Source organism: Brenneria sp. g21c3, from assembly GCF_040240345.1.
Classification (GTDB): domain Bacteria; phylum Pseudomonadota; class Gammaproteobacteria; order Enterobacterales; family Enterobacteriaceae; genus Brenneria.
The window spans coordinates 1-11,936 of record NZ_JBEIAB010000032.1 but is presented as its reverse complement, the minus strand read 5'-3'; the positions used below and the strand labels follow the sequence as shown (position 1 = coordinate 11,936).

The following is an 11,936-nucleotide window of genomic DNA, read 5'->3' as shown; positions in this document are numbered from 1 at the left end:
ACACAATGCAGGGTTCTGTGACAGAGTTTCTAAAACCGCGCCTGGTTGATATCGAGCAAGTCAGTTCGACGCACGCCAAGGTGACCCTTGAGCCGTTAGAGCGGGGCTTCGGCCATACTCTTGGCAACGCACTGCGCCGTATTCTGCTTTCATCCATGCCAGGTTGCGCGGTGACCGAGGTTGAGATTGATGGTGTACTGCATGAGTACAGCACCAAAGAAGGCGTACAGGAAGACATCCTGGAAATCCTGCTCAACCTGAAAGGGCTGGCGGTGAGAGTTCAAGGCAAAGATGAAGTTATTCTTACCCTGAATAAATCTGGCATTGGCCCTGTGACTGCAGCCGACATCGTCCATGACGGCGATGTCGAAATCGTCAAGCCACAGCACTTGATCTGCCATCTGACCGATGAAAACGCGGCTATCAGCATGCGTATTAAAGTTCAGCGTGGCCGTGGTTATGTGCCGGCATCTGCCCGTATTCATACGGAAGAAGATGAGCGCCCGATTGGTCGCCTGTTAGTCGATGCCTGCTACAGCCCTGTAGAGCGAATTGCCTACAATGTTGAAGCAGCACGTGTAGAACAGCGTACTGACCTGGACAAGCTGGTCATCGAAATGGAAACCAACGGCACGATCGATCCTGAAGAGGCGATCCGCCGAGCGGCCACCATTCTGGCTGAACAACTTGAAGCTTTTGTTGACCTGCGTGACGTACGTCAACCAGAAGTTAAAGAAGAAAAACCAGAGTTCGATCCGATCTTGCTGCGCCCTGTTGACGATCTGGAATTGACTGTCCGCTCTGCTAACTGCCTCAAGGCAGAAGCTATCCACTACATCGGTGATCTGGTACAGCGTACCGAGGTTGAGCTGTTGAAAACGCCTAACCTGGGTAAAAAATCTCTTACTGAGATTAAAGATGTGCTGGCTTCACGTGGTTTGTCTCTGGGCATGCGCCTGGAAAACTGGCCGCCGGCAAGCATTGCTGATGAGTAACCAGATCACAGGTTAAGGTTTTACTGAGAAGGATAAGGTCATGCGCCATCGTAAGAGTGGTCGTCAACTGAACCGTAACAGCAGCCATCGTCAGGCTATGTTCCGTAACATGGCTAGTTCTTTGGTTCGTCATGAGATCATCAAGACAACCCTGCCAAAAGCAAAAGAGCTGCGTCGTGTTGTTGAACCGCTGATTACTCTTGCCAAGACCGACAGCGTTGCTAATCGTCGTCTGGCATTCGCCCGTACTCGTGATAACGAGATCGTGGCAAAACTGTTTAATGAACTGGGTCCGCGTTTCGCGAGCCGTGCCGGTGGTTACACTCGTATTCTGAAGTGTGGCTTCCGTGCAGGCGACAATGCGCCGATGGCATACATCGAGCTCGTTGATCGCTCAGCTTCTCAAACAGAAGAAGTTGCAACTGCGGAGTAATCTGCAAGCGCATAAAAAAACCGGGGAAACCCGGTTTTTTTATGGCGTGCGATCCCTGCCCGCCCTCTTTCGGGCCGTAGTGATGCAATAGTGAAAAACGTCTCGGGCGTTTTTTTACGTTTGGAATACGCTAACCTTTATGACAGTGGGCAACACTTCAGAGGTTATTATGTGGTTAATTGATGACTTGGTTGAACGCCATATTGCGCAAGCTCGGTCAGAAGGCGCTTTTGATAACTTGCCTGGCGCGGGTAAGCCATTGATGCTGGACGATGACAGCGCTGTTCCTCCTGAGTTGAGGGTCGCTTATCGTCTGTTAAAAAACGCCGGTTGCCTTCCTGTCGAATTGCAAGAGCGTAAAGAGGCGCTACAATTAGCCGATCTGTTGGAAAATATCTCCCGAGAATCTCCCACGTACGAATCTGTTTCCCGCCGGTTTCGTCTGCTCGAGCTGAGTTTGCAACAACGAGGCATCAATACTGATTTTTTGCACAGTGAATATGCCGACGTGTTAAAAAAGTCGTTTGGCGCGCAGGATTAATTTTGAAAACTGCCTCTATTATAGGCTGATTCTCATCTATACTCTTCCCGCTTTATTTCATCATCCTGATTACCAGAGGTAAGTATGGCCGTATATCGTCATAAACGAGGGAAAATACAGGACAATGCTATTGAAGCATTGTTATCTGACCCGCTGTTTCGCCAACGCGTGGAAGTAAACAGTAAGGGAAAAGGAAGCTATCGCAGAAAAGACAAACATGTAAAGAAGGGAAACTGGGAGGCCAGCGGTAAGCAATCAATTGATTATTTACCACTGGTCTTCTGATTTTCTGAGGTCTGCGGATTTCACAATCTATTACGAAGAAGTCAGAAACAATGCTGCTGAATTTCTCGTCCTGAAAAGTCAGGCTCCGGTTATTTTTTCAGCAGGTCACGTATTTCAGTTAATAACTTCTCTTCCGCGCTGGGTTTTGGCGGCGCGGCTGGCGCATCTTCCTGTTTACGGCGTAATTTGTTCATTAATTTGATGGCGACGAATATAGCGAATGCGACAATAATGAAGTCGAAAATATTCTGAATGAAAACACCGTAATGCATAACGACAGCAGGAACATCACCCTGGGCCGCGCGTAATACAAGACTAAACTGTTTAAAGTCCACGCCGCCGATTAGCAGCCCCAGTGGGGGCATAATGATATCGGATACCAGCGAGGAAACAATTTTCCCGAATGCCGCACCGATAATCACCCCGACGGCCAGATCGACCACATTCCCGCGCATGGCAAATTCGCGGAATTCTTTGATAATACTCATAACCACTCTCCTTGATAAAAAGATAGATTAATTTTAACAAATAGTTCTATGTTTGCCATATTCTCATATAACGTTTAATGCATTACCCATATTTATTACAAAAAGAAGGGACTTGGTTGGAATAGCCGTTCTACATCAGGTACGAATTTCTTATCTGTTAAGAACATAATGATATGGTCGCCTTGTTCAATCCGGGTATTGTCATTGGCAATGATGACATCATCCCCGCGCACAATTGCCCCGATAGTCGTTCCTGGCGGTAGTTTTATCTCTTCAATCAGCCGTCCGACAACTTTTGATGTGCCTTCATCCCCATGCGCGATAGCCTCAATGGCTTCGGCGACCCCTCTGCGTAGCGACGATACGCTGACGATATCCGCTTTACGTACGTGGCTTAATAACGCGGAGATGGTTGCTTGCTGTGGAGATATAGCGACATCAATCACGCTGCCTTGCACTAAATCGACATAGGCACGACGTTGGATAAGCACCATGACTTTTTTGGCGCCCATTCGTTTAGCCAGCATGGCGGACATGATGTTGGCTTCATCGTCGTTGGTGATGGCGATGAACACATCCATTTGCTCGATATGCTCTTCTGCCAGAAGCTCCTGGTCAGAGGCATCGCCATGAAAAACGATGGTATCCTGTAACAATTCCGCCAGTTCAGCGGCTCGCTCCGCGTTATGTTCTATCAGTTTAATGCTGTAATCTTTTTCTAATCGTTGGGCCAGACCGGCGCCAACGTTACCGCCGCCAACGATCATGATCCGCTTATAAGGGTTTTCCAGGCGTTGCAGTTCGCTCATTACGGCGCGGATATTCTGTGATGCGGCAACAAAAAAGACTTCATCCCCGGCTTCGATAACCGTAGAGCCCTGGGGGCGAATAGGACGGTCATGACGGAAAATAGCGGCAACGCGCGTTTCTATGTGCGGCATATGTTCGCGAATAGATGACAAGGCGTTGCCGACCAACGGGCCGCCATAATAGGCATTGACGGCGGCGATACTCACTTTGCCTTGAGCGAAATTAACCACCTGAAGAGCGCCGGGATATTCAATCAGCTTGTAAATATTATCGATGACCAATTGTTCCGGAGAGATCAAATAATCAATGGGAACGGCTTCAGGCAGAAATAAACGATCGGCTTCACGCATGTATTCCGACGATCGGATCCGCGCAATACGATTCGGCGTATTGAAAAGCGAATAGGCTATTTGACAGGCAACCATATTGGTTTCATCGGAATTGGTGACCGCCACTAACATATCCGCATCTTCCGCTCCTGCTTCATGCAGCACGCGCGGATGAGAGGCGTAACCCGTGACGACTCTAAGATCAAATTTATCCTGGAGCTGACGCAAACGGGTCGTATCGGTATCGACGACGGTTATGTCGTTATTCTCACCAGCCAGATTTTCCGCCAGTGTACCGCCTACCTGACCAGCGCCAAGAATAATAATCTTCATAATTAATTCTGCCGTATGTGTTATTGCTTGATGATTCTGAACAATACTGGGTTTAATGTTCGTTTTTTACCAGCTTTGCATAGAAGAAGCCGTCACCATCTTCCGGGCTAGGGAGCTTTTGCATCCCAGGCCTGTCTGGGCTGCCGGTATCCACTAACTGAGCATCGGAGTGGCGCAGCAAAAAGTGATGTATTTGCTGATGATTTTCTTCCGGCAAGATCGAGCAGGTCGCATAAACCAATGTCCCGCCGGTTTTCAGGCGCGGCCAGATTGCATCAAGAATATCTTTTTGCAGTAGTGCGAGTTCGGCGATGTCGTTATCGCGGCGCAGCCATTTTATGTCTGGGTGACGGCGTACGACGCCTGTGGCGGAGCAAGGCGCGTCCAGCAAGATACGATCGAAAATTTTATCGCCGCACCAGCTTTGCGGTTGCCGTCCATCTCCTTGCTTTAATTCGGCGTTTAGCTGTAAGCGCTGCAAATTTTCTCTGACTCTGGCAAGTCTTTCATCATCAATATCGACGGCCAGTACGTGCGCTTTCGGCGCGGCCTCGAGGATATGGGTTGTTTTACCGCCCGGCGCGGCGCACAGGTCGAGAATTTGCTCGCCGTCCTGAGGCGCTAGCCAATGAATACACCCCTGGGCGGAGGCATCCTGTACGGTAACCCACCCTTGGGCGAAACCGGGTAGCAGGTTGACAGCGCAGGGAACCGCCAGCCTGATGGCGTCAGGATAATCGGGATGCGGCACGGCCTCTATGCTTTGTTGTTCAAGCAGGGAGAGGTATTCGTCGCGGGTGTGATGTAAGCGATTTACCCGCAACCACATTGGCGGCCGCTGGTTATTGGCGGCAACAATGTCTTGCCAGTTTTCTGGATAGGCATTTTTAATGCGCGTCAGTAGCCAGCCTGGATGCAGGTAGCGTGCGGGGGTATTCGCTACTCGTTGCAGCAGTTCATCCTGCTGACGCTGGAATTGCCGTAAAACGCCGTTAATCAGCCCCTTGAGCTGGGGGCGTTTCAAGGCGACGGCTCCTTCTACCGTTTCAGCCAGCGCGGCATGCGGCGGGATGCGGGTATAGAGCAACTGATATATGCCGACCATGATAAGGTAGTGTAAAGCGCGCTGTTTCCCGGTCAACGGTTTTGCCATCAGTTGCTGAATGCACCACTCTAACTGCGGTAATACGCGTAGTACGCCAAAGCAGAGTTCTTGCAATAGTGCGCGATCCTTATCAGTAATATCTTTCTGATAAGCGGGCAATAAAGCGCTGAGCGATTGTCCATGATCCAATACTTGCCCTACCACTTTAGCGGTAATGCTGCGAAGGTTATATGAGCTTTTCATTAGTTAGCGACTACGTAATAGAGAGGATATACCGGCTGGGTGCCGCCGGCATGAGATAGCGTTTAAGCCAGAACATTACCTGCAATAAACCATTCACGTCGGGAGTTAAGTAAATCCTGTACGGCCATGATTTTTTTACCGGCTGGCTGTAGTTCAAGAATAGTCAACACGCCGTCTGCGGTCGCGACCTGAATCCCTTTTTTGTCGGCATGTAAAATGGTGCCGGGCCGGGATTGATGTTCCGCGGCGCCGGCCAGGCATTTCCATACCTTAACCGGCTGTTCATCCACGATAAAATAGCTGACCGGCCGCGGATTGAAAGCGCGTACGCAGCGTTCAAGCTGGGCGGCGGACAACCGCCAGTCGAGGCGGGCTTCTTCTTTGCTGAGTTTCTCCGCATAAGTGGCCAGCGCGTCATCCTGAGGTTCTGCCGTTATTTGACCATCAGCCAACTGCTCCAGCGTTTCCAATAAGCCGCGCGGCCCCAGCTCGGCCAGTTTGGCGTATAACGTCGCGCTGGTGTCCTGTGGCAGGATAGGACACGCGATCTTATGCAGCATCGCACCGGTATCAAGCCCCGCATCCATCTGCATGATGGTGACGCCGGTATTCCGATCGCCGGCCCACAGCGCGCGTTCAATCGGCGCGGCGCCCCGCCAGCGCGGCAGCAGCGAGCCATGCACATTGAGACAACCGAGACGCGGCATATCCAGGACTGCCTGCGGTAAAATCAGTCCATAGGCGACAACCACCATCACATCGGCATTAAGCGCTGCAACACTCTGCTGAGCGTCGGGGTGACGCAGCGACTTGGGCTGATACACCGGAATACCGTGCTGTTCCGCCAACGCTTTGACCGGCGTGGCGGTTAACTTTTTTCCGCGGCCAGCCGGACGATCCGGCTGAGTGAAAACGCCGACGACCTGATGTTTGGAGGCTAGCAGCGCCTCCAGATGACGCACGGCAAAGTCAGGTGTTCCAGCAAAGATAATACGTAAAGAATCAGACACGTTATTTCCCGTCAGGAAGGTAAATGATCAACCCCGGCTGTTTTGCTTGGCCAGTTTTTCCAGCTTCTGGCGGATCCTCTGGCGTTTGAGCGGGGAGAGATAATCGATAAACAGTTTCCCGACCAGATGATCCATTTCATGCTGAATACAGATGGCTAGCAGACCGTCGGCTTCCAGTTCAAAAGTATTCCCTTCCCGATCCAGCGCGCGCACTTTTACTCGTTCAGCGCGTGGAACGAGCGCTCTTGTTTCAGGGATCGACAGGCAGCCTTCTTCAATGCCGGTATCGCCGTCCTTCTCAATCAGTTCGGGATTAATCAATACCAATCTTTGATCCCGTGATTCTGAAACATCAATAACAATAATACGTTGATGGATATCCACCTGGGTGGCGGCCAGGCCAATGCCTTCTTCTTCATACATCGTATCGAACATATCGTCGACGATGCGTTGAATGTCTGCATTGACTTCTTTTACGGGCTGCGCCGTTGTGCGTAGCCGTTCATCCGGAAAATGTAATACCTGCAAAACTGACATATATATTTAGATCTGTATCCGAGTGATGGGAGAGTATCAGTGCTTATTCTAGACATTTCCTGCACCGATTGACAGCATCGGCAATCATATTGACGGTTGGCCAGAAGGCGACGGAATAAGGGATGCGGAATGTTATCAACGGAAATCTGGCTGCGCCTGATGGGGGTCAAACATTTGCGGGCCAGACGGGCCGCGGAAATCGCCAAAAAACTTATCGCCGAGGGCAACGGCGGCAAGGGTTTTTTAATCTCGCTTGGCATGACGGAAGTCCAGGCGGAACAATTTCAACAGTGTGATAGGAAAGCGCTGGACGAAACCCTATATTGGTTGTCACAGCCCGCGCATCATATGGTGAGCTGTATCGATGAGCGATACCCTTTTTTGCTTGGCAATATCAGCACCTATCCGCTCTTATTGTTTGTCGCGGGCGAACTTTCCCTATTGGCATCGCCGCAAATCGCCATTGTTGGTAGTCGTAACAACAGTGCTTACGGTGAGCAATGGGGACAATTTTTTGCACAAGAGCTGGCGGTTAATGAGCTCGTCATCACCAGCGGACTGGCCGTCGGGATCGATGGCGTCGCACACCGCGCCGCGCTGGACGCCGGGGGAAAGACGATTGCGGTGTTAGGCAGCGGCCTGGCGCATATCTACCCCCGGCGTCATCAATCGCTTGCCGCTCGAATTCTTGAACAGGGCGGCGCATTAGTCTCCGAATTTTCCCTATCAGCGCCGCCGTTGCCCACGAATTTTCCAAGACGAAACCGTATTATTAGCGGATTGAGTCTGGGCGTCTTGGTTATCGAGGCGTCCATACGTAGCGGATCGCTGGTAACGGCCCGCTATGCATTGGAACAAGGCCGGGAAGTCTTTGCTTTACCGGGGCCGATCGGCAATCCGATGACGGAAGGCACGCATTGGTTGATCCAACAGGGCGCCTACCTTGTCACTCATCCTAAAAATGTGGTTGAACAGTTAATAAATGGGCTTCAATGGCTGCCAACGGAGGGTGAGGGAATTATTTCTGCCGTAGAAGAGGATGTTGAATTGCCATTTGCTGGCGTGTTGGCTAACGTAGGAGATGAGGTTACACCTGTTGACGTTGTCGCTGAACGTGCCGGCCAACCTGTGCCAGAGATAGTGGGTAAACTATTGGAACTGGAGTTAGCAGGATGGATCGCAGCAGTACCCGGCGGCTATGTCCGATTAAGGAGGGCAGGCCATGTTCGACGTACTCATGTACTTGTTTGAAACTTATATCCACAATGAAACTGAAATGCGTGTCGATCAGGATACGTTGACTGATGACCTCACCCGTGCTGGATTTCACCGCAACGATATTTACAGCGCGTTGAGTTGGCTGGAAAAATTGGCTGACATACAGGAAGGGCAGAATACACCGCTCAATCTGGCTCATGACCCATTAGCAATACGTATTTATACACAGGATGAAGAACAGCGCCTGGATGCCGATTGCCGTGGTTTTTTATTGTTTCTCGAACAGATCCAGGTATTGAATCTGGAAACGCGCGAGATGGTGATCGACAGGGTAATGGCGCTTGAAACGCAAGAGTTTGATCTGGAAGATCTGAAATGGGTCATTCTGATGGTGCTGTTTAACGTCCCTGGGTGTGAAAACGCATATCAACAAATGGAAGAACTCCTGTTTGAGGAAAATGACGGTTATGTGCAATAGCCTGGAGTGTAATAGGTAAGGAATGGCTAAAACCGTACTTTTTGCTGACAAGAAACAAGAGGTTTGCCCTGAATGCGGGTCTGTGCTGGTTATCCGTTCCGGACGGCACGGGCCTTTTCTTGGTTGCTCTCGTTACCCTGAATGTGAATTTATTCGCCCGCTCAAAGCTCAGGCTGACGGCCATGTGGTTAAGGTTCTGGATGGACAACTGTGTCCGCTTTGCCAGTCAACGCTCGTGTTGAGGCAAGGGCGCTATGGCATGTTTATCGGCTGCGGCAACTATCCGGCGTGTAATCATACGGAGGCGATCGATCGTCCGGATGAAACGGCGCTGCATTGCCCGCAATGCCAGAAGGGTACGTTGTTACAGCGCAAGTCACGCTACGGAAAAGTGTTTCACGCTTGCGATCGTTATCCCGAGTGCCAATTCACGCTCAATCATAAACCGGTCACCGGGGAGTGTCCCCACTGCCACTATCCTTTGCTTATCGAGAAGAAAACGGCACAAGGCATCAAGCTGTTTTGCGCCAGTAAACTATGTGGAAAACCGGTGACGGCTGAAGTTGATAATCATGAATGATATTTCCGGGAATTTACCGGCTTCTCTTTTGCAGGCATTGTTAAACGAAGAGGTCATTGCCTATCCCACTGAAGCCGTTTTTGGTCTGGGGTGCGATCCGGACAGCGAGCTGGCGGTTAGTCGTTTGCTGGCATTGAAGCAACGCCCGTGGCAAAAAGGTTTGATTCTGATAGCGGCTGATTATCGGCAGTTGGAACCTTACATAGACGATAGCGTATTGTCCGAATCTCAAAAAGAGATGATGTTTTCTCGCTGGCCCGGGCCTGTTACCTGGGTGATCCCCACCAGGCCAACAACGCCAAAATGGCTGACCGGGCAATTTGATTCGCTTGCCGTACGGGTCAGCGCTCATCCATTGGTGAAAAAATTGTGTCTCGGTTACGGTAAGCCTCTGGTGTCAACCAGCGCCAATTTGAGCGGACAGCCGCCTTGTCGTTCCGCGCAGGAAGTGTATCAACAATTTGGTGAGGGCTTTCCCGTTTTACGTGGCGATGTGGGGGGAAGAGTCAACCCTTCCGAAATTAGAGATGTGTTAACCGGTGAGTTGTTGCGTCGGGGATGATGTAAAGATTGGAGAGTATCGTGTCTGAAATGAAGTCTTTTGCTGTTTTTGGTAATCCAATCGCGCATAGCAAGTCACCGCGTATACATGAGTTATTTGCCGCTCAGACAGGCATTGAGCTGAGCTATAAACGCCTATTGGCGCCGCTGGATAGCTTTGAGGATGTATTGCAATGCTACTTTCGGGAAGGCGCCCATGGGGCGAATATCACCGTTCCGTTTAAAGAGCGGGCCTGCGCAAAAGCCGATGTATTGAGCGAAGAGGCGTCGCTTGCCGGAGCGGTTAACACGTTGAAGAAGCTCAATGACGGACGCTTATTTGGCGATAATACCGATGGCGTCGGTTTACTGAGTGACTTGCAGCGCCTGAATTTTATCAAATCACAAGATCGTGTTTTGCTGCTAGGGGCGGGTGGCGCGGCGCGCGGCGTGATTCAGCCGCTGCTGGCTTATGGCTGTTCAGTCGTCTTGACCAACAGGACATTCGCCAAAGCCGAGAGTTTAGCCCAGCTATTCAGCGCTATTGGCAATATTCAGGCCGTTGAGTCAGATGATTTGCGCGAGCAAGATTTTGAACTGATTATCAATGCCACCTCCTCAGGCTTGCATGGCACGACGCCTGATTTGCCTGCCTCACTGATTTCACCGCAAACATGTTGTTATGACATGTTTTATCAGTCCCAATTGACGCCGTTTTTAGCCTGGTGCGTGCAGCATGGCGCCACCCGTTATGCCGATGGTTTGGGTATGCTGGTGGGGCAGGCCGCACACGCTTTCCAGATCTGGAATGGCGTCATGCCGGATGTCATTCCTGTGATTGAGCAGCTTAAACGGGAGTTGGCTCAATGAATCAGGCTATCCAGTTTCCGGATCGTGAAAGCTGGGACGATGATCTTAAGACGGTTTGTTTTCCTGTTCTGGTTAATGGATTTCAGCAGACATGCTGCATCAGCGCTGAGCAGTTAGTGCAACGCTATGGTGGAAACAGTCCGGAACAGTGGCTATCGCTGTTCCGGCTGCATCGTTGGGATCTGGAAGACGTGTTTGAGAAAATGGTGCTGAATGATGAATATGATAGCCAAGGCTATTTCTCGCTCTCCTAAGAGAGATAGTCGTTTTTCCAGCGAACATAGTTGTTTGCCGAGTACACCAGCCCTGCGATTTCTTCCTGGCTCAAGGGACGGATCCTTTTAGCCGGACTACCTAAATACAGATAACCGCTTTCCAGGCGTTTTCCCGGAGAAACAAGACTCCCCGCGCCGATCATTACGTCATCTTCAATGATTGCGCCGTCTAGAATGATGGATCCCATCCCCACCAACACGCGATTGCCTATCGTGCAGCCATGCAGCATCGCTTTATGTCCAACGGTGACGTCTTCACCGATGATTAACGGATGGCCGGCGGGGTTCTTTTCTGACTGGTGCGTGATATGCAGTACGGAACCATCCTGGACGTTACTTCTCGCACCAATATGTATATCGTTCACATCGCCGCGGATGACGACAAGAGGCCAAATGCTGACGTCGTCGCTAAGCGTTACCTTACCGATAATCACGCTCGACGAATCGATCATGACGTTTTTACCGATGACGGGGAACACACCTTTATAGTTGCGAACGTTTCCTGAATCCATCAGTGACCCCTTTATTGATTGAATTATATGTGTATAGATCTCGGCCAGATATCGGCAGATGTCTGGCTACAGAGCACTGAAAATAGACTCGATCGTATAAGATCTCAACGAACGGCTCGAAAATTATGCGAACGGAAAAAAAGATCGAAAAAGTGGTTGTGTAAAGATCTGGGATCCCTATAATGCGCCTCCATCGACACGGCGCTGTGAACACAACGGCGGGTCGGTAAGAAAAAGAGAACGATGTTTAAAATAAACATTGACTCTGAAAGAGGAAAGCGTAATATACGCCACCTCGCGCAGCGGCCAAGGCCATCGCGCACTGCTCTTTAACAATTTAATCAGACAATCTGT

Annotated in this window: 16 protein-coding genes; 10 read left to right on the top strand and 6 right to left on the bottom strand. The window is 50.5% G+C overall.

All coding sequences use genetic code 11. The features are described from left to right. Positions 1 to 5: 5 nt before the first annotated feature. The 4 genes from ABRZ28_RS23605 to ABRZ28_RS23590 all read left to right on the top strand — a co-directional run bounded on the left by ABRZ28_RS23605 (position 6) and on the right by ABRZ28_RS23590 (position 2,254). The gene (locus ABRZ28_RS23605) at positions 6 to 995 is read left to right on the top strand and encodes a DNA-directed RNA polymerase subunit alpha (RefSeq protein WP_048637257.1); all 990 of its coding nucleotides are present in this window, start codon (positions 6 to 8) and stop codon (positions 993 to 995) included. Between the two features lie 40 nt (positions 996 to 1,035). Further along, a complete protein-coding gene (rplQ, locus tag ABRZ28_RS23600; RefSeq protein WP_009111220.1) occupies positions 1,036 to 1,428 on the top strand; it encodes a 50S ribosomal protein L17 in 393 nt (130 codons plus the stop codon). A 169-nt stretch (positions 1,429 to 1,597) separates the two neighbouring features. Continuing rightward, on the top strand, positions 1,598 to 1,969 hold the full coding sequence (locus ABRZ28_RS23595; protein WP_319606529.1) for a DnaJ family domain-containing protein: 372 nt from the start codon (positions 1,598 to 1,600) through the stop codon (positions 1,967 to 1,969). A gap of 84 nt (positions 1,970 to 2,053) precedes the next feature. Beyond that, on the top strand, positions 2,054 to 2,254 hold the full coding sequence (locus ABRZ28_RS23590) for an alternative ribosome-rescue factor A (RefSeq protein ID WP_319606530.1): 201 nt from the start codon (positions 2,054 to 2,056) through the stop codon (positions 2,252 to 2,254). An 89-nt stretch (positions 2,255 to 2,343) separates the two neighbouring features. On the opposite strand, the gene mscL is transcribed toward ABRZ28_RS23590, so the two are convergent. The 5 genes from mscL to def form a co-directional block, all read right to left on the bottom strand. Next, positions 2,344 to 2,742, bottom strand: a complete 399-nt coding sequence (gene mscL, locus ABRZ28_RS23585) for a large-conductance mechanosensitive channel protein MscL (protein WP_330521754.1) — start codon at positions 2,740 to 2,742, stop codon at positions 2,344 to 2,346. Between the two features lie 95 nt (positions 2,743 to 2,837). Continuing rightward, positions 2,838 to 4,214 carry a Trk system potassium transporter TrkA gene (gene trkA / locus ABRZ28_RS23580; RefSeq protein ID WP_319606532.1) on the bottom strand — a complete coding sequence of 459 codons (1,377 nt, stop codon included), beginning with the start codon at positions 4,212 to 4,214 and terminating at the stop codon, positions 2,838 to 2,840. A 52-nt stretch (positions 4,215 to 4,266) separates the two neighbouring features. Beyond that, positions 4,267 to 5,562, bottom strand: a complete 1,296-nt coding sequence (rsmB, locus tag ABRZ28_RS23575) for a 16S rRNA (cytosine(967)-C(5))-methyltransferase RsmB (RefSeq protein WP_330521753.1) — start codon at positions 5,560 to 5,562, stop codon at positions 4,267 to 4,269. Between the two features lie 62 nt (positions 5,563 to 5,624). Next, the gene (gene fmt, locus ABRZ28_RS23570; RefSeq protein ID WP_330521752.1) at positions 5,625 to 6,572 is read right to left on the bottom strand and encodes a methionyl-tRNA formyltransferase; all 948 of its coding nucleotides are present in this window, start codon (positions 6,570 to 6,572) and stop codon (positions 5,625 to 5,627) included. 27 nt (positions 6,573 to 6,599) lie between these two features. Beyond that, a complete protein-coding gene (gene def, locus ABRZ28_RS23565; protein ID WP_319606535.1) occupies positions 6,600 to 7,109 on the bottom strand; it encodes a peptide deformylase in 510 nt (169 codons plus the stop codon). A gap of 129 nt (positions 7,110 to 7,238) precedes the next feature. On the opposite strand from def, the gene dprA reads away from it, so the two are divergent. Genes dprA through ABRZ28_RS23535 form a run of 6 tightly spaced genes read left to right on the top strand, consistent with a single transcriptional unit; the run spans position 7,239 to position 11,049 of the window. Next, the gene (gene dprA / locus ABRZ28_RS23560) at positions 7,239 to 8,360 is read left to right on the top strand and encodes a DNA-protecting protein DprA (protein WP_330521751.1); all 1,122 of its coding nucleotides are present in this window, start codon (positions 7,239 to 7,241) and stop codon (positions 8,358 to 8,360) included. Continuing rightward, positions 8,332 to 8,805, top strand: a complete 474-nt coding sequence (locus ABRZ28_RS23555) for a DUF494 family protein (protein ID WP_048637267.1) — start codon at positions 8,332 to 8,334, stop codon at positions 8,803 to 8,805. Before dprA ends, ABRZ28_RS23555 begins: the two co-directional genes overlap by 29 nt. 22 nt (positions 8,806 to 8,827) lie before the next feature. Continuing rightward, positions 8,828 to 9,385, top strand: coding sequence for a DNA topoisomerase family protein (locus tag ABRZ28_RS23550; RefSeq protein ID WP_330521748.1), 558 nt, complete (start codon positions 8,828 to 8,830; stop codon positions 9,383 to 9,385). Next, positions 9,378 to 9,947, top strand: coding sequence for an L-threonylcarbamoyladenylate synthase type 1 TsaC (gene tsaC / locus ABRZ28_RS23545; protein WP_330521747.1), 570 nt, complete (start codon positions 9,378 to 9,380; stop codon positions 9,945 to 9,947). The genes ABRZ28_RS23550 and tsaC overlap by 8 nt, the downstream gene beginning before the upstream one ends. A gap of 20 nt (positions 9,948 to 9,967) precedes the next feature. Next, a complete protein-coding gene (gene aroE / locus ABRZ28_RS23540) occupies positions 9,968 to 10,795 on the top strand; it encodes a shikimate dehydrogenase (RefSeq protein WP_330521746.1) in 828 nt (275 codons plus the stop codon). Then, positions 10,792 to 11,049 carry a DUF1488 family protein gene (locus tag ABRZ28_RS23535; RefSeq protein ID WP_330521745.1) on the top strand — a complete coding sequence of 86 codons (258 nt, stop codon included), beginning with the start codon at positions 10,792 to 10,794 and terminating at the stop codon, positions 11,047 to 11,049. Before aroE ends, ABRZ28_RS23535 begins: the two co-directional genes overlap by 4 nt. On the opposite strand, the gene ABRZ28_RS23530 is transcribed toward ABRZ28_RS23535, so the two are convergent. Further along, the gene (locus tag ABRZ28_RS23530; RefSeq protein WP_319606541.1) at positions 11,046 to 11,582 is read right to left on the bottom strand and encodes a gamma carbonic anhydrase family protein; all 537 of its coding nucleotides are present in this window, start codon (positions 11,580 to 11,582) and stop codon (positions 11,046 to 11,048) included. The two genes, ABRZ28_RS23535 and ABRZ28_RS23530, sit on opposite strands and share 4 nt — an antisense overlap. Positions 11,583 to 11,936 lie beyond the last annotated feature (354 nt).

Excerpts from the sequence above, each read along its gene's own strand:
- ABRZ28_RS23555 (WP_048637267.1), top strand. The coding sequence starts at position 8,332 with ATGTTCGACGTACTCATGTACTTGTTTGAAACTTATATCCACAATGAA.
- ABRZ28_RS23605 (WP_048637257.1), top strand. The coding sequence starts at position 6 with ATGCAGGGTTCTGTGACAGAGTTTCTAAAACCGCGCCTGGTTGATATC.
- ABRZ28_RS23535 (WP_330521745.1), top strand. The coding sequence starts at position 10,792 with ATGAATCAGGCTATCCAGTTTCCGGATCGTGAAAGCTGGGACGATGAT.
- ABRZ28_RS23550 (WP_330521748.1), top strand. The coding sequence starts at position 8,828 with ATGGCTAAAACCGTACTTTTTGCTGACAAGAAACAAGAGGTTTGCCCT.
- trkA (WP_319606532.1), bottom strand. The coding sequence starts at position 4,214 with ATGAAGATTATTATTCTTGGCGCTGGTCAGGTAGGCGGTACACTGGCG.
- mscL (WP_330521754.1), bottom strand. The coding sequence starts at position 2,742 with ATGAGTATTATCAAAGAATTCCGCGAATTTGCCATGCGCGGGAATGTG.
- dprA (WP_330521751.1), top strand. The coding sequence starts at position 7,239 with ATGTTATCAACGGAAATCTGGCTGCGCCTGATGGGGGTCAAACATTTG.
- tsaC (WP_330521747.1), top strand. The coding sequence starts at position 9,378 with ATGAATGATATTTCCGGGAATTTACCGGCTTCTCTTTTGCAGGCATTG.
- ABRZ28_RS23595 (WP_319606529.1), top strand. The coding sequence starts at position 1,598 with ATGTGGTTAATTGATGACTTGGTTGAACGCCATATTGCGCAAGCTCGG.
- ABRZ28_RS23590 (WP_319606530.1), top strand. The coding sequence starts at position 2,054 with ATGGCCGTATATCGTCATAAACGAGGGAAAATACAGGACAATGCTATT.
- def (WP_319606535.1), bottom strand. The coding sequence starts at position 7,109 with ATGTCAGTTTTGCAGGTATTACATTTTCCGGATGAACGGCTACGCACA.
- ABRZ28_RS23530 (WP_319606541.1), bottom strand. The coding sequence starts at position 11,582 with ATGGATTCAGGAAACGTTCGCAACTATAAAGGTGTGTTCCCCGTCATC.
- rsmB (WP_330521753.1), bottom strand. The coding sequence starts at position 5,562 with ATGAAAAGCTCATATAACCTTCGCAGCATTACCGCTAAAGTGGTAGGG.
- rplQ (WP_009111220.1), top strand. The coding sequence starts at position 1,036 with ATGCGCCATCGTAAGAGTGGTCGTCAACTGAACCGTAACAGCAGCCAT.